Source organism: Neobacillus sp. NRS-1170 (assembly GCF_050468025.1).
Window position 1 is genome coordinate 195,929 of the sequence record NZ_JBITPF010000025.1, and the last position, 25,934, is coordinate 221,862.

At 39.6% G+C, this 25,934-nt stretch carries 25 protein-coding genes; 20 read left to right on the forward strand and 5 right to left on the reverse strand.

The window, feature by feature from the left end:
• Positions 1-287: 287 nt before the first annotated feature.
• From ACIFOT_RS11115 to ACIFOT_RS11125, 3 genes are all read left to right on the forward strand, one after another.
• Positions 288-653, forward strand: coding sequence for an SCP2 sterol-binding domain-containing protein (locus ACIFOT_RS11115; RefSeq protein ID WP_430064546.1), 366 nt, complete (start codon positions 288-290; stop codon positions 651-653).
• Positions 654-687: 34 nt separating this feature from the next.
• Positions 688-2,571 (forward strand): AMP-dependent synthetase/ligase, encoded by a 1,884-nt coding sequence (locus ACIFOT_RS11120; protein ID WP_430064547.1) that lies wholly within the window; start codon positions 688-690, stop codon positions 2,569-2,571.
• A 115-nt stretch (positions 2,572-2,686) separates the two neighbouring features.
• Positions 2,687-4,402, forward strand: a complete 1,716-nt coding sequence (locus ACIFOT_RS11125; RefSeq protein WP_430064548.1) for a WG repeat-containing protein — start codon at positions 2,687-2,689, stop codon at positions 4,400-4,402.
• 38 nt (positions 4,403-4,440) lie between these two features.
• On the opposite strand, the gene ACIFOT_RS11130 is transcribed toward ACIFOT_RS11125, so the two are convergent.
• Positions 4,441-5,529 carry a copper resistance D family protein gene (locus tag ACIFOT_RS11130; RefSeq protein WP_430064549.1) on the reverse strand — a complete coding sequence of 363 codons (1,089 nt, stop codon included), beginning with the start codon at positions 5,527-5,529 and terminating at the stop codon, positions 4,441-4,443.
• The gene (locus tag ACIFOT_RS11135) at positions 5,530-6,162 is read right to left on the reverse strand and encodes a copper resistance CopC family protein (RefSeq protein ID WP_430064550.1); all 633 of its coding nucleotides are present in this window, start codon (positions 6,160-6,162) and stop codon (positions 5,530-5,532) included.
• Between the two features lie 226 nt (positions 6,163-6,388).
• Here ACIFOT_RS11135 and ACIFOT_RS11140 point away from each other — a divergent pair, with 226 nt between their 5' ends.
• The 4 genes from ACIFOT_RS11140 to ACIFOT_RS11155 all read left to right on the forward strand — a co-directional run bounded on the left by ACIFOT_RS11140 (position 6,389) and on the right by ACIFOT_RS11155 (position 10,060).
• On the forward strand, positions 6,389-6,688 hold the full coding sequence (locus tag ACIFOT_RS11140) for a DUF5658 family protein (RefSeq protein ID WP_430064551.1): 300 nt from the start codon (positions 6,389-6,391) through the stop codon (positions 6,686-6,688).
• Between the two features lie 111 nt (positions 6,689-6,799).
• Complete coding sequence (locus ACIFOT_RS11145) at positions 6,800-7,945, forward strand: DEAD/DEAH box helicase (protein ID WP_430064552.1); 1,146 nt, start codon at positions 6,800-6,802, stop codon at positions 7,943-7,945.
• Positions 7,946-8,399: 454 nt separating this feature from the next.
• The gene (locus ACIFOT_RS11150) at positions 8,400-9,869 is read left to right on the forward strand and encodes an amidase family protein (RefSeq protein WP_430064553.1); all 1,470 of its coding nucleotides are present in this window, start codon (positions 8,400-8,402) and stop codon (positions 9,867-9,869) included.
• Positions 9,870-9,925: 56 nt separating this feature from the next.
• Positions 9,926-10,060 (forward strand): hypothetical protein, encoded by a 135-nt coding sequence (locus tag ACIFOT_RS11155; RefSeq protein WP_263297732.1) that lies wholly within the window; start codon positions 9,926-9,928, stop codon positions 10,058-10,060.
• Between the two features lie 37 nt (positions 10,061-10,097).
• Here ACIFOT_RS11155 and ACIFOT_RS11160 read toward each other — a convergent pair whose 3' ends face one another.
• A complete protein-coding gene (locus ACIFOT_RS11160) occupies positions 10,098-11,636 on the reverse strand; it encodes an FAD-dependent oxidoreductase (protein WP_430064554.1) in 1,539 nt (512 codons plus the stop codon).
• 134 nt (positions 11,637-11,770) lie between these two features.
• On the opposite strand from ACIFOT_RS11160, the gene ACIFOT_RS11165 reads away from it, so the two are divergent.
• Entirely contained in the window at positions 11,771-12,679 is a 909-nt protein-coding gene (locus ACIFOT_RS11165; RefSeq protein WP_430064555.1) for a phosphotransferase, read from the forward strand.
• Here ACIFOT_RS11165 and ACIFOT_RS11170 read toward each other — a convergent pair.
• Together ACIFOT_RS11170 and ACIFOT_RS11175 are read right to left on the reverse strand one after the other, a co-directional pair.
• Positions 12,676-12,822: a hypothetical protein gene (locus ACIFOT_RS11170; protein ID WP_430064556.1), complete on the reverse strand. Its 147-nt coding sequence runs from the start codon at positions 12,820-12,822 to the stop codon at positions 12,676-12,678. The genes ACIFOT_RS11165 and ACIFOT_RS11170 overlap by 4 nt on opposite strands.
• Positions 12,823-12,924: 102 nt before the next feature.
• Positions 12,925-13,299, reverse strand: coding sequence for a DUF1360 domain-containing protein (locus ACIFOT_RS11175; protein ID WP_430064557.1), 375 nt, complete (start codon positions 13,297-13,299; stop codon positions 12,925-12,927).
• Positions 13,300-13,403: 104 nt separating this feature from the next.
• Here ACIFOT_RS11175 and safA point away from each other — a divergent pair, with 104 nt between their 5' ends.
• The 12 genes from safA to ACIFOT_RS11235 all read left to right on the forward strand — a co-directional run bounded on the left by safA (position 13,404) and on the right by ACIFOT_RS11235 (position 25,921).
• Positions 13,404-14,018, forward strand: coding sequence for a SafA/ExsA family spore coat assembly protein (gene safA, locus ACIFOT_RS11180; protein WP_430064558.1), 615 nt, complete (start codon positions 13,404-13,406; stop codon positions 14,016-14,018).
• Between the two features lie 141 nt (positions 14,019-14,159).
• Positions 14,160-14,507, forward strand: coding sequence for a flagellar basal body rod protein (locus ACIFOT_RS11185; protein ID WP_335715054.1), 348 nt, complete (start codon positions 14,160-14,162; stop codon positions 14,505-14,507).
• A gap of 212 nt (positions 14,508-14,719) precedes the next feature.
• The gene (locus ACIFOT_RS11190) at positions 14,720-15,364 is read left to right on the forward strand and encodes a PspA/IM30 family protein (protein ID WP_430064559.1); all 645 of its coding nucleotides are present in this window, start codon (positions 14,720-14,722) and stop codon (positions 15,362-15,364) included.
• A 117-nt stretch (positions 15,365-15,481) separates the two neighbouring features.
• Entirely contained in the window at positions 15,482-16,225 is a 744-nt protein-coding gene (liaF, locus tag ACIFOT_RS11195; protein ID WP_430064560.1) for a cell wall-active antibiotics response protein LiaF, read from the forward strand.
• Positions 16,222-17,271 (forward strand): sensor histidine kinase, encoded by a 1,050-nt coding sequence (locus ACIFOT_RS11200; RefSeq protein WP_430064561.1) that lies wholly within the window; start codon positions 16,222-16,224, stop codon positions 17,269-17,271. The genes liaF and ACIFOT_RS11200 overlap by 4 nt, the downstream gene beginning before the upstream one ends.
• Positions 17,264-17,896, forward strand: coding sequence for a response regulator (locus ACIFOT_RS11205; protein WP_430064562.1), 633 nt, complete (start codon positions 17,264-17,266; stop codon positions 17,894-17,896). Before ACIFOT_RS11200 ends, ACIFOT_RS11205 begins: the two co-directional genes overlap by 8 nt.
• A 291-nt stretch (positions 17,897-18,187) precedes the next feature.
• On the forward strand, positions 18,188-19,036 hold the full coding sequence (gene efeO / locus ACIFOT_RS11210; RefSeq protein ID WP_430064563.1) for an iron uptake system protein EfeO: 849 nt from the start codon (positions 18,188-18,190) through the stop codon (positions 19,034-19,036).
• Positions 19,037-20,323, forward strand: coding sequence for an iron uptake transporter deferrochelatase/peroxidase subunit (gene efeB, locus ACIFOT_RS11215; RefSeq protein WP_430064564.1), 1,287 nt, complete (start codon positions 19,037-19,039; stop codon positions 20,321-20,323).
• A gap of 30 nt (positions 20,324-20,353) precedes the next feature.
• Positions 20,354-22,099, forward strand: coding sequence for an FTR1 family iron permease (locus ACIFOT_RS11220; RefSeq protein ID WP_430064565.1), 1,746 nt, complete (start codon positions 20,354-20,356; stop codon positions 22,097-22,099).
• A 108-nt stretch (positions 22,100-22,207) separates the two neighbouring features.
• Positions 22,208-23,554 carry a polysaccharide biosynthesis protein gene (locus tag ACIFOT_RS11225; protein WP_430064566.1) on the forward strand — a complete coding sequence of 449 codons (1,347 nt, stop codon included), beginning with the start codon at positions 22,208-22,210 and terminating at the stop codon, positions 23,552-23,554.
• A 67-nt stretch (positions 23,555-23,621) separates the two neighbouring features.
• On the forward strand, positions 23,622-24,140 hold the full coding sequence (locus ACIFOT_RS11230; protein WP_430064567.1) for an RNA polymerase sigma factor: 519 nt from the start codon (positions 23,622-23,624) through the stop codon (positions 24,138-24,140).
• Between the two features lie 41 nt (positions 24,141-24,181).
• Positions 24,182-25,921 (forward strand): aromatic amino acid hydroxylase, encoded by a 1,740-nt coding sequence (locus ACIFOT_RS11235; RefSeq protein ID WP_430064568.1) that lies wholly within the window; start codon positions 24,182-24,184, stop codon positions 25,919-25,921.
• The last annotated feature ends 13 nt before the right edge of the window (positions 25,922-25,934 follow it).

Sequence of the window (25,934 nt, forward strand, 5' to 3'; positions counted from 1 at the left end):
AAGAACAAGGGAAAGTATTTTTGTTTTTTATAATCATCAATTACTGGTTCGTTGTTCTTTCGTAATATAAAATTAATGAATATAAAGGGCATTGTTGATTTTAACACTGTTGATTGGAGCGTTAATCAACAACTAAGTTAACAGAGCCTTTTAATAAACACTTAATCCATGTTGAAAAAATGTCGAAAAATATTAGTTGTTTGATACGAATACGTATTGGTATCATATGAATATGATAAAATACTGAATTTACAGAAAATTCACATGTGTTAAAGGAGAATGAGGGAATGTCGAAAAAAATAGAAGAGTATTCTTTAGAAAATCTAATGAATAAGATTGAAGAGTTATTAAATGCGAATTCAGCGCCGTTTCAGGGGTTTAATGCAAACTATCAATTTGACATTGATGGGGAGGAGTCAGGGGTTTACCAGCTCCGCTTCCAGGATGGAAAAGCTACCATGCAGGAAGGCTCTGGAACCCCTGCTGATTGTAGATTGATCATGTCACTAGGAAACTTCCATTTATTTTTATTAGGGAAACTAAACGGAACGATGGCTTTTATGACAGGAAAGTTAAAAATTAATGGTGATATTGGCAAAGCAATGAAAATAGAAAGCATTTTACGGCAATATAGCGTGAAAGAACAACTCTAAAAGCCAAAATGTTAATTTTCGAAGGTGGTGTCAAATGAAGGCAATAAATTTAGTAGAAATGGTGTCTCGTTCAGCCGAACGATTTTCCGAGAAACACGTATTTTTATGGAAAAAAGACGGAAAGTATCAAGGCATCAGCTATCATTCCTTTTGGGAAAAAGTAAAACACATTGCAGCCGGACTTGTCCATCTAGGAATAAAACGAAATGACAAGGTAGCGATTTTATCAGAAAACAATCCGTATTGGCCTGTTGCAGATGTGGCTATCATGAGTCTTGGGGCTGTATGTGTGCCGATTCACTCCACCCTGCCGCCCGAGCAGATCGATTACATTTTGCAAAATGCCGAATGTGCTTTTATTTTTGTTCAAGATGATAAGTATCTAAAAAAGATCCTTCTTAATGGTAAAGTTCCCCTTCCAACAGCGATTATTTTTCCAGGAGAGAATTTCAGAGAAACTGAAGCCCTATTATCCTTGCAGCATTTAGCCTATATTGGTTCCGTCCATCCTTTCGATCAGTGGGAAGAGGTATGGAGCGGATTAACTAGGGAGAATCTTGCCACAATCATCTATACTTCAGGAACTACCGGAAAACCAAAGGGTGCCATGCTGACTCATGGAAATATCCTTTCCAATGTGGAAGGGATTCAATTCTGGGTGCTGGAAGCAAGGCCAGATGATGTTTTACTTTCTCATTTGCCCCTCTCGCATGTGTTCGAGCGGATGGCAGGGCAATTTATGCCACTTTCTGTTGGGGCAACGATTGCCTATGCGGAAGGAATTAATAAAGTCCAGGAAAACCTTTTAGAGGTCCGGCCAACAGTTTTGGTCAGCGTTCCTCTTCTTTTCGAAAGAGTCTATGCTCAGGCCCAAAAAATGGTGGAAACAGGCACACCATTAAGAAAGAAAATTTTTAAATGGGCAATCGAAATCGGCATGAAAAAATATGACCATTATTTAAAGTTAACTTTCGATGATGCGATGAAAAATGGTTTTTTGCCAAAAGAAATAAAGAAAAGCTGGAAATTGGCCAATGCTCTTGTTTACAGCAAAGTGAAAAAGAAACTAGGAGGAAGAGTCAGAGGGCTTATTTCTGGCGGAGGTGCCCTTAATCCGGAAATAGGGAAGTTTTTTTGGGCAGTGGATATCCCTGTGCTCGAAGGCTATGGTCTAACAGAAACTTCACCAGTCGTATGCAGCAATCCAATGAGTCGCTCAAAGGTCGGAACGGTTGGCAAGCCGCTTCCAAATCTAGAGGTTAAAGTCGCTTCAGATGGAGAAGTGCTGGTAAAAGGTCCGAGTGTTATGAAGGGGTATTACAAGGATGAAAAGGCAACAGATGAAGCTTTTAATGATGGATGGTTTTTAACGGGGGATATTGGTAGGTTTGATGAAGAAGGCTTTCTAAAAATTGTTGACCGGAAAAAAAGAATTATCGTGCTGACAACCGGAAAAAATGTCGCTCCCCAGCCAGTGGAAAATGCGATTACACAAAGTATCTACATTGACAATTCGGTTTTAATCGGCCAGGACAGAAAATATGTCATTGCCTTGATTACGCCAAACTTAGAAAATCTTTTGCCCTGGGCCAAAAAGAAAGGGTTTTCAGGGAATCTCCAGCAGCTGCTTAAAGAAGAAGAGGTACATCTTCTTCTAACCAAAGAAGTTGCCGGATTCACCCAGAAATTTGCCCGATATGAACAGCCGAAAAAAGTGGTCATCATTGGGAAAGAATGGACAGTGGAAGATGGAGAATTGACACCATCTTTAAAGGTCCGCTTCCCAGAAATTCAAAAAAAATACAAAGAAGTCATCCATCATGCCTATACCGAGGAAATGTTCACCGATATGCAAATCGCGGCAAACGAAGTCGCCGTCGGAATATCACTTGAGTTTAGCAGAGGGAAAGAGCATTAATCATAATCAACAGCTATCGAGTAAATAGCTGTTTTTTTTATCCAATGCAAAGGGTGACAAACCAAAAGCCCATATTTTTCATATACATATAAAAAAATAAAATGGGTGAGCTCTAATGTTTGGAAATGAAAGAACGGTTTATCTTTTTCCGGCTGCCATAAAAGAAGTTGGAGGGAACAAATGGGGATATATCAATGAAAAGGGAAAATTCATTCTTCCCCCGATTTACGAAAATGCTGGGGATTTTCAGGATAATGGATTAGCTATAGTAAGAGTAATGAATCATGCGGGTGTCATCAATTCATCAGGATATTTTATTGTAAAACCAAAATATGATACCATCAACCCATTTTCAGAGGGGAGGGCCACTGTCATTGATCATCAGGGGTTTAAGGTGATTGATGAGAGTGGAAAAGAGATTACTTCAAGGGCTTATTCCTATATAGGGGACTACAAGGAAAGCCGGGCATTAATGGCTGATTATACTAAAGAGGGCTGGTATAGATATGGATATTTAAATAAACGAGGGAAAGAAGTAATCCCCCTTACCTATGAAGCTGCTAGTGATTTTACAGATGGCAGAGCAGTTGTAAAAACAAATAGAGGAAGATTTGCACTAATTGACCTTACAGGGAAGGAAGTAAATTCGTATCCTTTTTATTTTGTTGGCAATTATGGACAGAGGATGATGGCATTTCAAGTGCGTGCCAATGAAAAATGTGGCTATATCGACGAGCAAGGCAAAATCACCATTGAGCCAAAGTTTTCAGGTGCACAATCTTTTATCAATAATCGAGCAATAGTCAATGTTTCCGAGGATTATAAAGATCATTATGGATTAATTGATCAGACGGGCAGCTTTATCATTAAACCAAACTATAATCTTATAGAATATCTAGATGACAACCGTTATTCGATTGGCAAAGCGATAGACCCCTCTAAACCATTTGCTGGTTCTAAATATTCGGTTGCTGATGGTGATGGGCGTATTTTGACAGGTTTTATTTATAATGAAATTAGCAAATTTACAGATGGTTTTGCTTCAGTCTCCGATGATCAAAATACCTTTTTTATAGATAGGAGGGGTCAGCGAGTTGAGCACCTTCCGATTGTGAGCGGCAGCGGCAGATTACTGTTTGAGAAAACACTTATCAAAGGGGAAATAGATTTTCGCCTTATATATCTTTCTAGTAAAGGTGAGATTATCTGGAAGCAAAACAAGGTGATTCCGCTCAATGAGCATTATGCTGTATTAGAGGAGAAATACAAACCGAATAAGGACTATTTAGTTTATTTTCCTCAAATACAGGGGATGGGGAAGAGTGAAAGTGTAAATGCTGCATTAAAAGAGCTTTCTGGGGTAAAAGCTGTACCATCCCATAAACAATTAGATTCCAATTATTTAGGGGACTTTGAGGTTACGTTTTTTAAGGGGAATTTATTGGTCATAGAAATACATGGCTACAAATACCCTTTCGGTGCTGCCCATGGAATGCCAGTAAAAAAGTATGCCCATATCAATCTCAAAACAGGTTCCTTTTATAGCCTTAAGGATTTATTTATGCCAAAAAGTCCATATGTAACAACAATTAGTGAGATTATTGGCAAGCAAATCAAAAGCAATTCCGAGTATTCCTATGTTTTCCCCAATAGCTATAAAGGGATTCAAGCTAATCAACCTTTTTTTATCAGTGACGAGTCTTTGAATATCTATTTTTCCCCCTATGAAATCGCCCCATATGCTGCAGGGTTTCCAACCTTCAGGATACCGTTTAAAGAGGTAATGAGTATCATTGACCAAACAGGTGAATTTTGGAGGTCCTTTCATTAAAAAAAGCGTGAATCTAAAGCAGATTCACGCTTCTTATTTTACACACTTAACATAAGAGCTAAGTATCCTATAACGATGAATAGCAGGCTCAAAACAAGGGAAAACATTTTCGGCGCCTTTTTTATAAAAGTAAGAATCATCAAGATTAAGAAAAATACCGCCCATACCATTAGGCTTTGCGATGCAATTCCAGGTGAAAAATGTAACGGGAATGTTAGACCGCCTTGATGTGATAGGCTAAAAAGCTTTGAAGCTCCTTCAGCTTTAATTGTTGTTTTAATATCATGTGGCGGTGATTCCTGGCCTAATGCCCCGGTTATAGCAAAGATGATTAACACGAGAATACTTTCAAGCCTCATCCAAGGAATAGGATTAAAGGGAACCCCTTTTGAAAGCTTATTGCGAATTAGGACACTGTTGATAAATGCAAAAACAAGCAGCGGTACAATCGCCAAATGCTTCAATAACAGTGCCTGGTCATAGGATAACGGCCAAGTATTGGCGTAGTCGCTTAAATCCATAACAAAGGTCATTAAGGAAATACCAGTGATGATGATGGTTAGTAAACAAATGATAGCAATCGGTGAAAACCATTTTAAAAACTTGAGCCAATTGTCATGATTCTTAGAGAACCAGCTTACTGCGATAAGGATGCCTATCCAGGTACTCACAGCTAAAAAATGGGCAGTATGAATAAAAAAACCTGGCCATTTTGATAAAGAGCTGGCATGGCTGGACCATCCAAGTGCAGCGATTAAAGCAAGTGTAAAAATTAATCCTGTTATTGAGAAGTGCGGTTTTCGCTCCAGTTTAATCGGAATTAGATAAATAAATAAAATAAAAGAAATGACCCCCGTGCTAATCCACGACTTACCAACCTCAAAATTGGTCAAAACAGACTGTATAGTCAAACCTAATCCAAGGTCCTTATATAAATAGAGAATAATTTTTAATACCGGAACAAAAGAAAGAAGAGCTACTCCAAGAGCAGCAGCTAATAAAATACCTTTTGGAACTTTAATAGATGGGCGAGCTGTTTTTGGAACGAGATGCAAAATAAAACTGCCCAGCAGTACAGAAAAGCATAAATAAAGCAAAGCCTCGCTAATGATATTTAAAACAAACATTTAAGCATGCTTCCTTCGATAAATTAACCAGTAGGCGCTAATTCCGAAAATAATCAACAACGCTGCAGATCCAGGGACAACATAGTCTTTAAATGAAGGCTCCACAGTTTTGGTGTTTTCGGTTAATAAGGCAGCATTCTCAATCTTCTTTGGTGCAGCAGCTTCCTCCATTTTATTTTTATCAGCTGGTTTCACTTCATTTGATGCTGATGCTGCAACAGTAGTGGTTTGGCTTGCTGCTAATTGAACAGAAAAAGGAATATCTCCTTCAAGTGGATGCCCATCCGTTCCGATAATTTTCCAATGAATTTTATAACCGCCGTTTGGCAGTTCATTGTTCAATGATCCGATTAATTTATTCCCTACAATAGAGACTTTGGAAAGTGGTATCGCGGTACCTTTTGTATCTTCTAAAGTAAATGTGCTGGTGCTTTCCAAAGTTGTTTCGAAGGTAAGAGTAATATCCTTTAATGGCTGGGTTAGCACTTCTCCATTTAGGGGGGATGAGGTTTCTAAATGTGAATGTGCAAGGACAGTAGTTCCTAATAGAAAAAACAACATTGATGCAATAAGAGAGATTTTCTTAAACATCATTTTCAACTCCGTTATATTGTTATCTTGCTTGTTGTTCATTCTATCATCAAATCTTCTAGGTTTTATCATTTTGGCGACATTGTTCACAAACCTTTCGAAAATGCTCCCTATAAATTTCCGGAAAAAATTCTTTATTAAGAACTGAAATGTTCTTGATTTTGTATTATTATATAAATACGTACTTAAAAATAATAAACATTCCGAACGTATTAGCATAAGACAAAGAAGAAACAATGGTTACTAAATATTGATTTTGGAGGAAATCATGAAATTTTGTTTATTCCTATTGTTTGCTGGAATATTGGATGCTGTCCTAACCCATTTTGGGATTGTATCGGGTTTCGTAGAGGAAGGAAACCCAATTATGGAGTTCTTCATAGAAAAAGGCTGGTCTTACTTTTATTTAATAAAAATTCTTCTGCCAATTATTCTGATAGGTCTTGTTTCCCTTCGTCCATTTAAAGGTGGGGTTCGGACGCTTTTGCTTTCCGCATGCGTGCTTTATTTTTCCGTCCTTATATACCATATCGCCTGGATCCTTCTTTATTTAAATACATCGGCATAACTCCATAGAAACTAGACACACCTTGGTTAATAAGTTAGTATCAATACGATATGGATTGATCATTGCAAAAAACGAATACTATGAAAAAAGAGTTTAAATAAGGAGTATTTTATGTTGAACAATTTAAAGCCATTTTTACAGGAAGCGTGGGAGAAGTCTGGGTTTCAAACGGCTACTTCTATTCAAGACGCCGCCATTCCAGTCATCCTAGAAGGAAAAGATGTAATTGCCGAATCGCCTACTGGTACAGGGAAAACACTTGCTTATTTATTGCCATTATTAGATAGAATTGACCCGACCGTCCAATCCCTGCAAGCAGTCGTCTTAGCCTCTTCGCAGGAACTAGTTATGCAGGTTTATCAAGAATTCCAAAAGTGGTCAGAGGGAAGCGGAATTCGTGGAACTTCCATTATTGGCGGGGCAAATCTTAAGCGCCAGTTGGAAAAATTAAAAAAACGACCTCAGGTGATTTTTGCAACTCCTGGTCGCTTGCTTGAACTGATCAAACAGAAAAAAGTAAAAATGCATGAGGTGAAAATGGTTGTGCTGGATGAGGGAGATCAGCTATTGATTCCTGAGCACCTTGGCACTGTTCAAAATATCGTAAAATCAACGATGAGTGACAGGCAAGTTGTGTTATTCTCAGCAACGATGAAAACAGCAACAGAAAAATTGGCAAAAGATTTGACTAAGGAACCCGAAGTTCTTCGTATTGAAAAAGATGAAGTGGCTTCCTCGGGAAAGGTGGAGCATATTTACTTCCTTTGCGAACAAAGGGAAAAAATTAAGCTCCTCGAAAAAATAGCCCGTTTAGAGGGAAGTAAGTCGCTTGCGTTTATAAATGACATTGGAGAGATTCAGGTTTTTAAAGAAAAATTACATTTTAAAGAGTTATCTGTCGGAATATTACATAGTGACATGAAAAAATTAGACCGGCAGGCTGCGTTAAAATCCTTCCGTGATGGCAAAATGAAAATGCTTGTTGCCACGGATGTCGCGGCAAGGGGCCTTGATATTCAAGGGGTTACCCATGTCGTCCAAATTGATTTTCCTAAAGACATCACCCAATATGTCCATCGCGCTGGAAGAACAGGCCGGATGGGTGCAGATGGAATCGTTATTTCACTTGTCACCGAAAGAGAAGAACGGGAATTGAAGAGATATTGCAGAGAGTTGAATCTTCCTCTTCAAAAAAGAATCTTTTACAAGGGGCAAATTGCAGAGGAAACGGAAAAAGGGCAAAAGTTGCGGAAGTAAGGAAGAAATCTTGGCTTGACTCTATTTAGATCTCATTACGGTCACGTAGAATTTCTCTACGTGACCGTTTTAGTTGTTCAAGGCCCTTTATGGTCGCGTAGACCGCCACTATGTGACCGTATTAATGTTCGCAAGGTAGTTTGAGTAACGTAGACCGTTTCTAGGTGACCGAATTAGTGATCGCAAGGTAGTTTAAGTAACGTAGACCGCCTCTACGTGACTGTATTAGAAGTCGCAAGCTAGTTCGAGTCACGTAAACGCCTCTACGTGACCTTATTAGTGGTCGCAAGCTAGTTTGAGTAACGTAGACCGCTTCTACGTGACCGTATTAGAAGTCGCAAGCTAGTTTGGGTCACGTAGGTTACTTCTCAATGAAAAATCCCCATTTCAAGCAGAAAAAAAAGGATTTACTCCACCCGTCTTGAATAAATAAATTTAAACGGAGGGAAAAACGATGGAAAATCCAAAATTAAAGAAATTGCTTAATGAATGGCTGGAGGAAGCCACAATAAGTGAGATGCAGGAGAGATTAGAGAGCGGAGAGATTTCGTCTAAAGAGCTAGTTTTGATGTATTTACATAGAATTTCGAGCTTTGATAAAGAAATTCAATCCGTCCTGGAGGTAAATCCAGACGCGTTACATATTGCCGCGGCGCTTGATGCTGAACGAAGGGAATCCGGGCCGCGCAGCCGCTTGCACGGAATCCCCATTTTATTAAAAGATAATATTGATACACACGATAAAATGCATACGAGTGCGGGGTCCCTTGCATTAAAGGATTCCATTGCACTTAAGGATTCCTACGTTGCGGAACAAATGCGCAAAGCAGGCGCAGTTATTCTCGGAAAAACAAATATGACCGAATGGGCGAATTTTATGGCTATCGGCATGAAAAGCGGCTATAGCTCCCGCGGCGGACAAGTATTAAACCCATACGGCCCTGGTAAGTTTGATGTAGGTGGTTCAAGCTCAGGCTCTGGGGCAGCCATTGCATCAAACTTTGCAGCTGCCGCTGTCGGAACTGAAACATCCGGTTCCATTTTAAATCCTTCTTGTCAAAATTCACTTGTAGGAATCAAGCCAACCGTTGGCCTCATTAGCCGAAGAGGTATTATTCCAATCGCGCATACCCAGGATACGGCGGGGCCGATGACTCGAACAGTGGAGGATGCAGCGATATTGCTAACAGCCTTAACGGGAAAAGATGAAGAGGACACAATCACCCAAACCAATCCTTTATTTAATATTGAATTCACGGAATACCTGTTTAAGGATGGTCTTAAAGGGAAAAGAATTGGAATCGCCTTACAGGGATTCATTGAGCAATTAAGTGAAGAAAAACAAAAGGTCGTCACTGAGGCATTAGAAGTTTTAAACACATCAGGAGCAGAAGTTATCGAAAACATTGAGCTTCTTTCTGCAAAAGCAAACTGGAAATATGATGTTTTAACTTATGAATTTAAACCTGATATAAATGTCTATTTAAATGGTCTGCATCCTTCCATCAAGGTTCGCTCTTTAAAAGATCTTATTGAATTCAATAATCAAGATGAAGAAAAAATGCTAAAGTATGGTCAAGCAGTTTTGATCCAATCAGAAAAGACGAGCGGCTCCTTAACTGAAGCAGAGTATGTCCAAGCATTGGAGTTTGATTTATATCACTCCACCCAGCAAGGGATTGATTCCGCTTTAGAAACCTATAATCTAGATGCAATTGTTTTTCCACACGAAGAAGGCTCACATATCAGCGCGAAAGCAGGCTATCCGTCGATTGCGGTCCCCGCAGGGTATACGTCCGAAGGGGAACCAGTGGGGATTACCTTTGCAGGGACTGCTTATAGTGAACCAATGTTAATACAGGCAGCCTATGCTTTTGAGCAGATGACAAAATTCAGAAGATCGCCAATGTTAGATAAAGAATAAGTCCATTTGTTTTCACTCATACTATCAATGAATTTCTCAAAAAGGAGCTGACAGCAGTGGGAAGAACGAAGCTGGGAAACGCCAATGCCAATCGTAATAATAATCGAAAAAAGGGCATGAGAAACAGCGAAGAACTGGTTGAATTTACAACTGGTGAAGATTTAAAACGGAACCGTCCAAATAGTAAATAGCGAATAACGCCTCCTAACAATTAGGAGGCGTTAATTATTATATTTGCTCTTCTTCCTTAAGCAATTCCAATGCTCTAAGTGCAGGTCCCTCAATCACATCGCCGGAATAGGCATAGCGGGAACCATGGCAAGGGCAGTCCCATGTTTTTTCCGCTACATTCCATTCACATTCACAGCCTAGGTGGGTACAGGTAGTGTCAACAATATAGAGTTTGCCGTCCTTATCCTTGTAAGCTCCTGCTCTTTTACCATTATACATAACAGCCGAGCCTTCCCCATTCTGCAAGTCCTCCGGATTCTTTGGCACAAATTCCAGCTTCCCTTTGATTAAATGCTTGGCAACATCTAGATTAGCGGTAATAACATTTTTTAGATCCGGGTCTGCCTGAAATCTAGATGGAGAATACAATTCTTTGTATGGATTTTCCCTATCCAAAACATAATCTGTGAGCAAGTGGGCAGCGAAAATGCCTGTTGTCATGCCCCATTTTTTATAGCCTGTTGCTACTAAAATATGCTCTCGCTCGGAGGTGGTTGGACCGATGTACGGGACTTTGTCAAGTGTCACTAAATCTTGAGCCGACCAGCGGTAAGTATATTCTTTGATGCCGAACACATCTTCTGCAAATGCCTCCAGTGCTTCATAATGCGCCATCGTATTGATGCCTTGGCCGGGTTTATGCTTTTCCCCGCCGATGATGATAAGCTTTTCATCTCCATCAAGCGGCGTATACCGTATGGAGCGAGGAGGGCTTTCGGCACTGATATACATACCGCCTGGATAGTCTTTATCTGTTTTTATTCCAATGGCGTAAGACCTGCTCGCATACATTCGTGCAAAATAAAGACCTACTTTATCAGAAAAAGGAAAATGTGATGCCATAATGACTTTTTTGCATGTAACGGTATTGCCAGTTTTGGTGATGACTTTTGTCTCTTCGTCATCATCATCAATTTCATCAGCCGTTGTGTTTTCATAAACAGCACAGCCATTTTTTACTGCTTCATCCAGAAGGCCCTTCAAAAATTTTAATGGATGATATTGGGCCTGGTTGCTCATTTTCAAGGCTGCTTTCGCAGGAATATTAAAAGGAATCGTATCCTTTAAAGCACCATCTATACCGAGCCTTTTATAAGCTTCCCATTCGGTTTGCAGCTTGTCCACATACTCTTCCGTCGTTGCATAAATATAGGCATCTTCTTTGCTAAAATCGCAGTCAATTTCTTTTTCCTTCATTGTTTTTTCTACAAATTCAATGGCACTTGAGGCGGAATCATAGTATTGTCGAGCCTTTTCTTCACCAAAATGATGGATTAGCTCATCATAAAGGATGTCATGCTGTGCCGTTAATTTCGCAGTTGTATGACCTGTGGTCCCATTTAAAACACTGCCGGCTTCCAAAAGCGCAACCTTTACCCCCTCTTTTGTGAGCAAATAGGCTGCTGTGATACCCGTTATCCCTGCTCCGACAATGGCAACATCGACCGTTATATCTTCGTTTAATTTTTTAAAAGTAGGTAATTCAATTTCACGCCAATACGTTTTTGGGAATTGTGGGATATTCTCTGAAGTCATATGTACTCCTCCATTTTACCAAAATGATCTCCTGTTTAATTTTTCCTAAAATGATAAAATTAATCTAAAAGTAAAAAAGAAAGAGTCTTGCTTGATTGGCAAGGCTCTTCTTTTGAAATATGGAGGCTTGTTGAATGACCAACCCTTGGACGCCGGAAATTGAATTATCCTCTCAAGAAGCGAGCAAACTTATTGGTACGCAATTTCCTCAGCTTAATCCTATCAAAATTTGCTTTTTAGGGCTAGGCTTTGATAATACTGTCTTTAAGGTGAATAACCAATACATTTTTAGGTTCCCTAGAAGAACAATTGCGGTGGATTTATTAAAAACAGAAAATAAGCTTTTGCCACACCTAACAAATACGCTTAATCTGTCTATTCCAGATCCCATTTTTTTCGGAAGCCCCAGCAGTACATATCCATGGCCGTTTACTGGTTATAGAGCTGTTAAAGGAGAAACGCCAGGTCAATTAACAGAAGAAAGAAGACTTTTATCTGTTGATCTAATAGCAGAGTTTTTACGAACGCTTCATCAGTTTCCAATCGACACGGCTAAAAACCTTCATGTACCAAATGATCAATTGAATCGATTAAGTATTCCAATCAGAAGAAAAAAATTAGAGGAAAATGTGAATATAGCTATCACGGATGGGTTGATAAAAAATCCAAAAGTTATAGGGAATTATCTTAAAAGGTTAAAAAATGTTGAGGTGAATCAAGAACTTGCCCTTGTCCATGGCGATCTTCATTTTAAGAATCTATTAGTCGACAACAAAGGATTGATTACAGGCATTATTGACTGGGGAGATGTGCATATTGGACATCCGGCTGTAGATTTATCGATTGTCTACAGTTTTTTTCCGCCTGCAGGCAGAAAACGATTTTACGAAATTTATGGCAGGGTAGACGAAATCACCATGTTCTTAGCCAGGTTTAAAGCCATCTTTACAAGTGTAATGCTGGTAAGGTTTGCCCATGACCAAAATAATCAAGAAGCTTTGGATGCTGCCGGACAAGCATTAAATTTGGCTTTAGCAGATTAAGGAGAATCATTTTCTGTTGGAATTGGATCAATTCGTTTTGCATCATCAGAATTAAGACCTTTGCTTAAAAAATGAATCCAGGTTCCTAGAGCAAATCCAAGGCACAGAAGAAATCCGATGGTTGTAATCCACAAAAGAGCCATTGTAAATCCCCCTTTAGTTTAGCTTAAGCGTCCAAGGAAGCTGAGCTTTCTAAAATATATGCACAAGGGGGATTAATTTTTCCAACCATTACAGTGTTTTCTTTATTCCTTTTTCTTCAATTCAGCATAATAATCGACTTTTTTAATATTAACGCCAACAAAGGTTTCGATAATGGACTGCCCGCCAGCAATCGAAAAAATCAATATAACCACATATGTAACCCTTGGGAATAATAAGTAAGCAGTACCGAAGAAGATAGCACTCCAAACGCCGGCACACCAGTAACACTTCAATAAATACCCAAACATGGACGTTGGGACTTCCTTTGTTTTGGTTCCATTTTCTGTTTCCACCTTCACTTTTTTCACAAAGGGCTTCCGGATGGATTCGGTAATTTTATCGAAAACAATTAAATGGGTGAATCGGTAGCTTGCTAAAATTAACATGATATAGGTCATCCACGAAATGTCCTTCAAATTTAGTCCTCCAAAACCTATTGAATTCAACCTCAATTTATTTTTTCAAGTCCTGTATATTTTGAGCCTGAAATCAAAAATATATATTCGGAGGAGGCTAAAAAATGAAAAAATCTTTTTGGTTTAGTTTAATGTTTCTACTTTCTCTTTTCTGCATTCCAAGCGTTTCATTTGCCCAGCAAGTTTATACGGTACAGCCGGGAGACTCGCTTTGGAAAATTGCCGTCAGGTATCAAGTGGGGCTCTCAGAAATTATTTCAGCAAACCCGCAATTTAATAATCCCGCTTTGATTTATCCTGGTCAAAAAGTAACCATTCCAGATTTAGGCGGGGTTAAATCGATTGAAAATCAAGTCATTTCGCTGACGAATCAGGAACGGGCGAAAAATGGGCTAAAAGCGTTAACGCCTGATTGGGAGCTTTCGAGGGTGGCACGCTATAAGGCCATGGATATGCGGGACAAAAATTATTTTAGTCATACCAGCCCAACCTATGGCAGTCCTTTTGACATGATGAAAAACTTTGGCATTCAATATAGCTCTGCAGCTGAGAATATTGCCGCAGGACAAACCACCCCAGCATCAGTCGTCCAAGCATGGATGAACAGCTCAGGTCACCGTGCCAATATTTTAAGCACGAGATCGACTTATATTGGTGTAGGTTATGCTGCTGGCGGTTCAAAACGTTATTATTGGGTTCAGATGTTCATATCAAAATAAAGCAAGAAGGGTCAGCTTCTATTAGAGGCTGACCCTTTCTACGTCTCAGGTCTGAGTTAAAAATCAAGCTCTAGCGCAATTATGGGAAATAAAGAAAAAAGGTAAGATGATATCAAGATAAAGAAAGGAGTGAAAAACAAAATGAAAAAATTTGGTTTACTATTAGCAGGTGGGATTGCAGCAGTCGTTTTACTGTCAACTATCGGTCCGATGGTGGGGCTGCTCGTTAGTTTAGTGCTCCTGTACTTCATTTTCAAACAGTTTTTAAAAGCTAAATCGACTGGAGCAAAAATCGGTTTAGGGATTATCGGTGCTATCGTCCTAGTGGCTTCTATCCATAACATACCTGCCATCATTGGAGTAGCGGCAGCATATGTGCTTTACCTTGTCTATAAAAAATGGAACGAGAACAAGCATACCAAAATCAAAGAAGAATCAGATCCATTCGTGAATTTTGAAAAACAATGGAATGAATTAAAAAATTATTAACATAAAGGCTGTGTTTAAGGACATTGTTGATTTTTAACACTGTTGATTGGAGCGGAAGGCACGAAGACTCCTGCGGGAGTACGGGGCAGGGGAGACCCCGCAGGCGCTAAAGCGCCGAGGAGGCTCCCCGGCACGCCCGCGGAAAGCGAAGTGCCTGGAGCGCAAATCAACAACCAAGTTTAACCGAGCCAACATAAAAGGAGAGAATGAAAATGACAAACCTGTTTACAAGAATTAAAGATACCATTACTGCTGATTTACATGAAGCGATTGACAAAAAGGAAAAGCAAAACCCAATTGCACTGCTTAATCAATACCTCCGTCAGTGTGAGCAGGAAACGGAAAAGGTTAGGAAGCTTTTGGAACGTCAATACACACTAAAGGATGAATTTACGAGGGAATACCAACAGGCCGTAGAATTAACCGAAAAAAGAAAGCATCAAGCGGAAATTGCCTCAAAAGCAGGCGAAACCGAACTTTATCAGTTTGTAACAGCAGAATTTCAACAATATTCCGACCGTACCCAACGATTAAGTGCTTCCCTAGAACAAGTAAAAGGTCAGCTTGAAGAATTAGAAAGAAAGTATCAAGAAATGAAGCACAAATTAAAGGATATGCATCTTCGCCGGATGGAATTAATGGGCCGAGAAAATGTTACACGTGCTAACCATCGGATCAATCAAGTGCTAGAATCTAATTCTTACTCTGATAAATCATACTCAAAATTTAAAGAAATTGAAAACTACCTAGATCGACTAGAGCATCAAGTAAATAGTTCTTTTTACCGCAGCACCATAGATGCCAGAATCGCTCAATTAGAAAAAGAAATGAAACTGGAAGAAAGCAAGTCCATTTAATAGAAGATTATGGTATTCTATATAGAAAAGCAGAAGCGCCCCTTAGGCGTTGGAGCTGGACAAAAAGGCGTAGGTTTTACGCCTTTTTAGACATTGTCAATTTTACAAAAAGGGAGGGTGGGCCGTTTGCTAAAAAATAAGAAAAATGAATATACAGGCTGGTTAATTGTCATTGGAGTAGTCGTTCTTCTGCTTGAAATATTGTTTTTCAATCCAGGGCTTATTTTCTCCCTTTTTGTTTCTGGCGGAATGATTTATTTGGGCCGTAAATGGGCAGGAAAAAAGAAAGGGAAAGTGCTGTTATACGGTGGAATTTTTTTCTTTGCTATTAGTATTTTATCAATGAAAACGTTCAAGTTTTTATTATTCGCTATTCTTCTGCACTATATTATTCAATTCTATCAATCGAAAAAGAATCCTAAGAAAATCCCGCTGGTCTTAACAGAACCAGACAAAGTCCCACACGAGGAAACGCTAATTAAGAGCAAGCCGCTCTTTGAAAATATTTTGTTGGGGCAGCAAAAAACTCCTGCGGCTGCATATGAATGGGATGACATCAACATACAGGCAGGGATTGGCGATACAAGCATTGATCTTAGCTATACCATGCTTCCAAAGGGTGAAACAGTTATTTTTATTCGTAACATTATCGGCAATATTCAAATACAAGTCCCATATGAATTGGAAGTAAGTGTTCATCATTCTTGTTTGACCGGTTCCACATCTGTTTTTGAACACCATGAATCGAAAGTTTTTAATCAAGTCTTTCACTTAAAAACACCGGGATATGAAACGGCAGAGCAAAAAGTGAAAATCTTTACTTCGTTATTGGTGGGGAATTTAGAGGTGAGCCGGATATGAGCGCAACCCAGCGGCAAATTGTATGGAGTGTCACATTTTCCTTTCTAACGGCAATTATTGTCTCAGCCATTTTTCTGAAAGTGTTCCCACTTTCGGACTGGTCCCTGGTATGGGAGCGGCATTTCATGGGGATTCCGTTCATTGTATTTATTCCTGCTTTTAGTATAGCGATAGGTATTCTATTAGGCGCCTACTCTGGAGTCTTTTGGAGAAGGCAGCTAGTGGATGTGGAGCAGGCATTGCACCTGCTTGAAGAAGGAAAACAACAAGAAGTAAAACCAAAACCTTCTTTAAGTGAAATCCAAAGTATCGCCAAGCGAATCGATAAAATAGGCAAACAAATGTCTGAGCAGGCAAAGCTCTCGCAGCGCCTTGCAACGGAAAAAGTAGAAGATCTCGAATCGAAAATACAAGAAATTATAGAACAAGAACGGAATCGGCTTGCCCGCGAACTTCATGATTCTGTCAGCCAGCAATTATTTGCGGCATCGATGATGATGTCAGCAATCAATGAAACAAAGGAACATACCGAAGAAACACGGGAAGCAAAACAATTGAAACTAGTTGAAGAAATGATTCATCAATCGCAGCTTGAAATGAGGGCACTCCTGCTCCATTTGCGGCCGGTTGCCTTAAAGAATAAGTCCCTGCAGGAAGGAATTGAGGAGCTGCTAATCGAATTATCACAAAAGGTAACAATGGATATTAACTGGAAGGTGGAAGCTTTTCCGTTAGATAAAGGGGTAGAAGATCATCTTTTCCGGATTCTGCAAGAGTCGATATCAAACACACTAAGGCATTCGAAAGCAAATAAGCTCGAAGTCCTTATGATAAAAAGAGATGATCTTGTTATTTTAAGAATTGTTGATGATGGCATAGGTTTTGAAGTGGACGAAATGAAAGCAGGCTCTTATGGAATGCAAAACATGCATGAGCGGGCGCTGGAAGTCGGCGGAACGTTAAAAGTGATTAGTGTTAAAAATCAAGGGACAAGACTGGAAGTGAAGGTTCCAGTGATGGTAAATGGAGATGGTGTAAATGATTAGAGTAGTATTTGTGGATGATCATGAAATGGTACGAATCGGGGTTTCTTCTTACCTTTCAGCCCAGTCGGACATTGAAGTTGTTGGTGAGGCTGATGATGGAAAAAAAGGGGTGGAATTAGCATTAGAACTCCGCCCGGATATTATATTAATGGACTTAGTCATGAAGGAAATGGATGGAATTGAGGCAACAAGGCAAATCGTTGAAAAATGGCCTGAGGCAAAGGTCATAATCGTGACCAGCTTTCTCGATGACGAAAAGGTCTATCCTGCCCTTGAGGCAGGGGCGACAAGCTATATGCTTAAGACCTCAAAAGCAAGTGAGATTGCCAATGCTGTCCGCGCTACATACCATGGCCAGTCGGTTCTAGAGCCAGAAGTAACCGGCAAAATGATGGTGAAAATGCGCCAGAAGACCCAGCACCTGCCACACGAAGACCTTACCAGCCGTGAATTAGAAATCCTGCTTCTTATGGCCCAAGGGAAGACCAATCAGGAAATAGCCGATGAATTGTTTATCGCACTCAAAACTGTTAAAACCCATGTCAGCAATATTTTAAGCAAGTTAGATGTCCAGGACCGCACCCAGGCGGTAATCTATGCTTTTAAACATTCCTTAATTAAATGATTTTCAGGCTTTCCGATTTAAAATTGGGAGGCCTTTTTTATTTAGGCTATGTTAATTTACAATTTGATTTTTCCAAGTTAAAAAACATTAATTCTTAGCGGGTCATAACGCCCAACAGAGCAGAAAAAATGATGAGGCGGTCGATAAGAGTGAATCATGAAGCCCTCCAATAATATTGAACATAGTTTTTATGAAAAATTAAAAAATAATTGAAAATTGTTCTCATTAACTATATTATATTAGTTAATGAAAACGATTATCATTATTATTTAGGCGGAGGGTTTTATAAACATGAAATTGTTAAAAGTAACTGGAATTGTAATTTTATCTAGTAGTCTATTATTTGGCTGTTCTAATACTGAGAAGGAATCATCAACACAAAAGGTTAAAGAAACAAAGAATACATCAGCAGAAGCTCTTAAAGGGGTAACAGATGATTACCGCCAATATGCTATTGGTGAAGTTGAAGAATTTGTTAAGGCAACAGAAGCTTTTACCACTGCAGTTAAAAGCGGTGATATCGAAAAAGCGAAAGAGCTTTATGGAACATCTAGGATGCATTATGAGCGTGCTGAACCAATTGCAGAGGTATTCGGGGATTTGGATCCTAAAATTGATGCCCGTGAAGGAGACGTCCCTGAAGCAGACTGGACGGGATACCACCGCATTGAAAAGGGGTTATGGGTAGATAAAACGACAAAGGGCTATGAACAATATGCCGAGCAATTAATGAAGGATGTCAATCTATTAAGAGCTAAAGTAGATACTGTTGAAGTAACTCCTGAATTGTTAATTACAGGTGCGGTTGATTTATTAAATGAGGTCTCAACATCTAAGGTTACCGGTGAGGAGGACCGTTATTCTCATACAGATTTATATGACTTTGCGGCAAATGTTGAGGGAGCGGAAAAAATTTATCAGCTATTAAATCCAGCTTTAAAGAAAAAGGATGCGGAGCTTTCAAAGGATATTCAATCGAAGTTTACTGATGTTTATAATCTATTAAACAAGCATAAAACAGATAGTGGATATAAATCCTATACAGATTTATCAGAGGCAGAAGTAAAAGAGCTTAGTCAGGCTATCGATGCTCTTGCTGAGCCGCTATCTCAAATTGGAATTGTAACGGAGGCGTCTTAATTGACTAACAATCCAAACAGCGTAGAGGCACAAAAGGCAAATAAGATTTCGAGACGTGATGTCCTGAAAACTGCTGGTGTTGGCGGGGTAGGAATACTTTTAGGGGCATCAGGATTTGGCGGCTTGATGTCCATAACGGAAAGCAAAGCAACCGGTAAAATTGAAAAGGAAATCGTCCAGTTCTATGGAAAACACCAAAGCGGTATTACAACAAAAGCACAAAACCATATATATTTTGTTTCTCTAGATGTGACAACTTCAAAAAAAGAAGATTTGATAAAACTATTCAAAGATTGGACAAAGGCCTCGGCACTAATGACTGAAGGGAAGACAGTTGGTGAACTTTCCAGCAATGAGTTTCTTCCACCTAAGGATACAGGGGAGGCGGCAGGCTTATCTCCATCGAATTTGACGATCACCTTTGGAGTCGGACCGAGTCTTTTTGTAAAAAACAATCAGGATCGTTTTGGGTTAAAGCAGAAGCAGCCAAAGGAATTAGTCGATCTTCCAAAATTCCCGCTCGATGCATTAGAAGAGGAGTGGACGGGTGGAGATCTTTGTATCCAGGCTTGTGCGGATGATTTACAGGTAGCCTTTCATGCTATCAGAAACTTGATCAGGATTGCCCGGGGAAAAGCCATATTACGCTGGGCTCAGACAGGCTTCCAGCGGAGCAAGCAGGCTGATTCAAAAAATGAAACACCTAGGAATTTGTTTGGCTTTAAAGACGGAACCGTAAACCCGGATGTGAATAGCGAAAAAGAAATGAACGAAATTGTATGGGTGCAGTCAGGAGATGGTCCCAATTGGCTGGTGAATGGCAGTTATCTCGTTGTCCGCCGTATTCAAATGTTTATTGAAGTGTGGGATCGCACTTTATTAAAAGAGCAGGAGAATACCTTTGGACGCCAACGCGAGAGCGGTGCGCCTATTGGTCAAAAAAATGAATTTGATAAACCCGATTTCAATCATAAAGATGAAAACGGACGAGATTATATTCCTGCTGATTCACACTTCCGACTCTCTCGAGGGGATGGCTCTCAAAAAATTCTTCGCAGGGGCTTTTCCTACTCTGATGGTATGGACGTAAAAACTGGGGCCCTGGATGCCGGCCTGCTTTTCGTTGGTTTTCAGCGGACGCCAAGCAAACAATTTATCCCTATTCAAACCCGTTTAGCGAATATGGATAAATTAAATGAATATATTTCACACCGCGGAAGCGCCATTTTCGCTTGCCTGCCCGGAACGAAACAGGGCGGTTTTATTGGAGAGACACTATTTAATTAGTGTTTTTCCTTTTATAGAGGGGAGAGTTATATGCAAAAATTGTTGAAGCCATTTCTATTCCTGACGATATTATTTGTGTTTTTGCAAGCGGTACAACCAATTTCTGCAGCAGAAAATCATGATGAGCTTTTTGTCCTGATAGGCGATAGTTTAATGAAGGCGAAAGATGGAGATAGGGCTAATGTTGCCAAAAACATGGAACAATTCGCAAGCGAATGGGTTTCCATAAAAAAGTCAGACAGCAAGCAGGCAAAAAAGGTGGATGAAAACCTTAGTAAGGTTCAAAGTTTACTAGCCAAAGAGAATGTGGATAAAGAGGCACTTTCAAGAAGCCTATCGGCTCTGTCAAGTTCAGTTGTTCTGTATGATCAGGAACAAAATCCAGAAGATAAGGCAAAAGGGAAAGAGCAAGTAAAACAGTTGCTTACGATAACCGCAAAATTAAAGGAATCGATTAAGGAGGGGAATCCATTAACCCTAAAGGCTGAATACCAGTCGCTCCTAAATCAATGGAATGCATCAGAAAAGATTGTTCATGATGAAAGTATTGCGACATACGGGAACATTGAAAAATACATGGCATTAATCCGGATCGCGATAACACAAAACCCAGCGGATCTGAAAAAAGCCGAAACGAATGTAGATAAATTAACAACCGTAGTGCAGGATTTTTTAGCGGGAAAGGTTTCTAAGCAGGAAAAAAGTGATTATTCTTTATCAGACCTTACGACTTTATTAAGTAAGGCTGAGAATGAAATTGCTGACAAGAATTATCAAACTGCTATCAGTCACTTAAATGAAATTCTTGATATCTGGCCAATGGTTGAAGGGGATGTGTCAACAAAGGACAACAAACTCTACAGCGATATTGAAACGCAAGTTCCTGCCGCTATCAGTATATTAAGCTCCAAAAAAGTAAATGGCTCAAAAGCAATGACGATTGTAGAGGACTTAAACTCACGACTTGCTCCATTAACGAGCAAAACTGATTATTCTTTATGGGATGCGGCTCTTATTTTATTACGTGAAGGGTTAGAAGGGCTGCTAATCGTGGCCACTCTAATTGCTTTCTTAAAGAAAATGGGCCAGCAGACTAAACAAAAATGGATTTGGGCTGGTGTTGCGGCAGGAGTGCTGGCAAGTGCAGTGCTTGCAGTCATTATCAATATTGTCTTTTCGAAGATCACTGCAGCCTCAAGCCGGGAGTACATCGAAGGTATAACGGGTGTTATAGCGGTTGTCATGATGCTGACGATAGGGGCATGGCTTCATAATAAATCCAGCATCGGGAATTGGAATAAGTATATAAATCAGCAGATGCAGCAAGCCATTGCAAGAGGAAGTCTTCTTTCTTTTGCGTTTATCAGCTTTTTATCTGTTTTTCGTGAAGGTGCGGAGACCATCATTTTTTACGCGGGGATAACCCCGTATATAAGCATGCAGCAGTTAATCTTGGGGATACTTCTAGCTGTAGGATTATTAGTGATTGTCGGATTTGCGATTATTCACTACAGTGTTAAAATTCCTATCCGCTTATTCTTTAAAGCTGCAACTCTATTAATATATTTCTTAGCATTTAAAATACTGGGCATTAGCCTTCATGCCTTACAAGTTTCAAATGTGCTTTCCACCAGTACCGTACAAAATCTTCCGTTCATAGATTGGATGGGATTATATCCAACCTGGGAAACCACTTTAACTCAAGCTTTGTTAGTAGCTGTCATCATTCTAATGACATGGATGGTTAAGAAGCGCGCGGTTACAACAAACATTTAAAAGGGCGAATGCCCTTTTTTTTGTTGCCTCCCAAAAATATTCTCCTAATAATCATGGAACTTGTCTCATAAGTTATAAGGTGATATTAAAATAAGGGAGAATAAAAATGTGGCTATTTACTACAAAAGTGTTTTCTTTTTAGCGGCTTCTGCATTTTTGGGAGAGGGAATTGAGTTCTTAGTAAATATGATTCTTGCAAGAGAGTTGGGAACACACGGTTTAGGGCTTTATATGTCCATTCTGCCAACGATCTTTTTGATTGTCCTGCTTTCGAGCTTCGAACTGCCGGTCTCGATTTCAAAATTCATTGCTGAACGGGAAGAACGCTATCACCGAAATATTCTTTATCATGCCATTACAATTACCATTGTCTTTACAAGTATTCTATTTTTATTGGCTACCGTGATTATCCCGTTCATCCCGATTTTTAAAACGTACCATCCGTATGTAAGATGGTTTGTCATGATTCTCATACCGGTTATTTCCTTTACTTCGGTAGCAAGAGGTTATTTTATGGGGAAGCAGCAGATGGGGAAAATTGCCGTTTCCAATTTTTTGAGGAAAGTCGTGCAGCTTGCCGGCCTATTTATCCTATTTCGATACCTTGCCTTTGACTCAGAAAGGGCTCTATTAATCGCTATTGGCACGTTAATTGGCAGTGAAATTGTTGTTTTCCTTTACCTCATTTACATGTTTATCATTCAATTTCAACAAATCAAGCGACAGCCTTTTTCCAATCTAAATCGAAAGGCCGTTCGGAAAAATCTAATGGCCGTTTCAATACCAACAACTGGGATGCGCTTGTTTTCTGCTTTTACCAACGCCATTCAACCCTTTGTCATAAAGGCAGCATTAGTGCACTCTGGAATGACGGAAAAACTTGCAACCGAGCAATTTGGGATGCTGATGGGTGTGGCGATGTCGATTGGCTTCTTCCCAGCTTTTATTGCTCATTCGCTATTAGTTGTTCTCATTCCTGCTGTATCGAAAGCCCATTCTCAGCGTGATTATCCAGCCTTACAAAAAATGCTCCAGCAGGTGATGAAACTTACCCTTTTGTACGGTGTTGCAGCAGTTACTATTTTCTATTTTTATGCTCCTGAATTAACGTCCCTTTTCTTTAAATCGGAAACACCTGCTATCTTCCTGCAATTACTGTGGCCGTTTTTCTTGTTCCATTTCTTTATTATGCCGATGCAGGCTTTTATGATCGGTTTAGACATGATTAAAGAAGCGTTTATTCATATTATTTGGTCAACCGTAATCTCTTTTGGACTTATACTTTGGCTTGGCTCTCAAGCGGAGTGGGGAATGAATGGCGTTATTATTGGAATGAATACGGGTTCCGTCTTATTAGCGATGATGCATTATTTAACCATTTGCAAGAAAATAGGATTTTCTATTTTTATGAAGGGGCTTGTTCAAAAAGGGCAGAAATTTAATGATGGGGTGTAGGGGTCATTACCATCCTTTCCGTCTAATAAAGTAGGTATTATTTTATTGAAGGGAAGGATGGAACGAAATGGGAAAAGGATTTGTGCAACTATTTGAAGAATTAATAATAGAACATGGGCCAGCCATTTTTAAATATATTTTGTCGTTAGTGAAACAGAAAGAACTTGCCGAGGACCTTTATCAAGAGGTGTTACTTTCTGCGTATTTGGCATATCCTGCAGTAAAGGAGCATTCAAAATATAAAAGCTGGTTGTTTACAATAGCAGTAAATAAATGCCGCGATTATTGGCGTAAAGAAAACAAGTCCAAATTATTCTGGAAGGAGGAGGTTTATTCCTACTCAGCCTCGTCTTATTGCTCTCCTATTCCAGAAGAGGAAGTCCTACATAAATTTTCCGCTAAACAAATGGCTGAAAAAGTAAACCTGCTGCCTGAAATTTATCGTAAACCTATTTATCTTTATTACTATCAAGATTTAACTCTAGATGAAATTGCACGAAAAAGTAATCTTCCGATGTCTACGGTAAAAACTAGGATGAAACGAGCGAAGGAACGACTGCGTCCCAAAGTACAATCTCTCGCTTGATGCTCCTTATTAAACTTTTCACTTAGAGGAGAATGTTCACGATGACTGGTAATGGTACATTAAAAATCCCTGCTCATTTAAAGCCGTTTATTTCCAAACAATACTACCATCTCTATACTCCCATCGAACATGCAGTCTGGCGATTTGTAATGAAGCAAAATCACTATTTTTTGAAACAAATTGCGCATCCAGCCTATGTAAATGGCATGCGAGATTCTGGAATCAAAACCGAATCGATTCCAAAGGTAGAGGATATGAATACGAGCTTGGCAAAAGTGGGCTGGGGGGCCGTTACGATTGACGGCTTGATTCCAGGTTCGGCCTTTTATGGTTTTTTAGCAAACGGGATTTTACCGATTGCAACAGAAATAAGGAACATCCAAAACATTGCGTATACGCCGGCACCAGATATGCTTCATGAAGCAGCTGGCCATGCTCCGATTTTATTGGATGAATCTTACAGGGAATTCGTTAAGAAAATTGGCGAAATGGGCGCGAAAGCCCTGTCTAGTAAAGAAAAGCTAGAGGTATTTATGGCGGTTCGCCATTTAACAATTGTCGCTGAGGACCCAAAATCAACTCCGGAGCAGGTCAAAGCTGCGGAACAAGAAGTGGCTGAAGCTAGAAAGAAGGTAAAAGGATTATCGGAATCTGACCAAGTATCACGCCTTTTTTGGTGGACCGTTGAATATGGATTAATTGGCGAATTAGATAATCCAATAATTTATGGTGCTGGCTTGCTGTCTTCAGTAGGAGAAAGTCAAAGCTGTTTAAAGGAAGATGTAAGAAAAATTCCTTTTTCAGTCGAGGAATGTACGAAGACTCCTTATGATGTAACAAAGCCGCAGCCGCAATTATTTGTTTGTAAAAGCTTTGATGATTTAGTAGCAGAGATTGATGAATTTGCTAATACGATGGCATTTCGGAAAGGCGGAACAGAAAGTCTCGAAAAGGCACTAACTACTGAAAATACAGCTACTATGGTTTTCTCTTCTGGATTGCAGGTAACTGGCACAGTTGCGGATATTTTGAAGGATGATACAGGAGAAGCTGTTTATTTCCGTACTGCAGGACCTACTGCTTTATCCTATGATAACCACCAATTAGCAGGCCATGGAACCGAAAAACACCGAAAAGGCTTTGGAACGCCAATCGGTAAATTAAAGGGTGATATTGTTCTTGAAGACTGCTCGTTGGATCAATTAAATGCATTAGGGATCATAGAAGAAAAGGAAGCAGTTTTAAATTTTCGAAGCGGGGTTAAGGTAGAAGGCACCGTTAAGAGTATTTTGTGCTCAGAGGAAAAACCTATCATTATGTCCTTCAAGGATTGTACAGTGACCTATAAGGACAAAGTTCTTTTTGAAAAAGCTTGGGGTACCTTCGATATGGCAGTCGGATCAAAAATCACCTCTGTCTATGCCGGTGCTGCCGATCCTAACAATTATTTTGATATTGAACCAAAAGAGGAAATCGAGGAAGAAATGGATCAGCCAAGCTGGAGTGAGCTTGAGGGCTTATATGAAAAGGTCCGGAATTTACGCGAGGCAGCCGTTTGGAATGAACAGAGTTTCGCCAGTTTAAATGAAGTTTTAGACAAATTGGATCAAGATTATCCGTACGAATGGCTGTTGCGCTTGGAGATATTAGAACTCTATAAAATTCATAATGGCAGTCATTCCAATGTTGATAGAATTTTAAAAGTTTTAAATAAAGCTGATTGGGAGTCATCTGTGAAACAAATGATTGGTCGTGGTCTGACTTTGTTTAACGGTAATTAAAATCAAAAGGAGC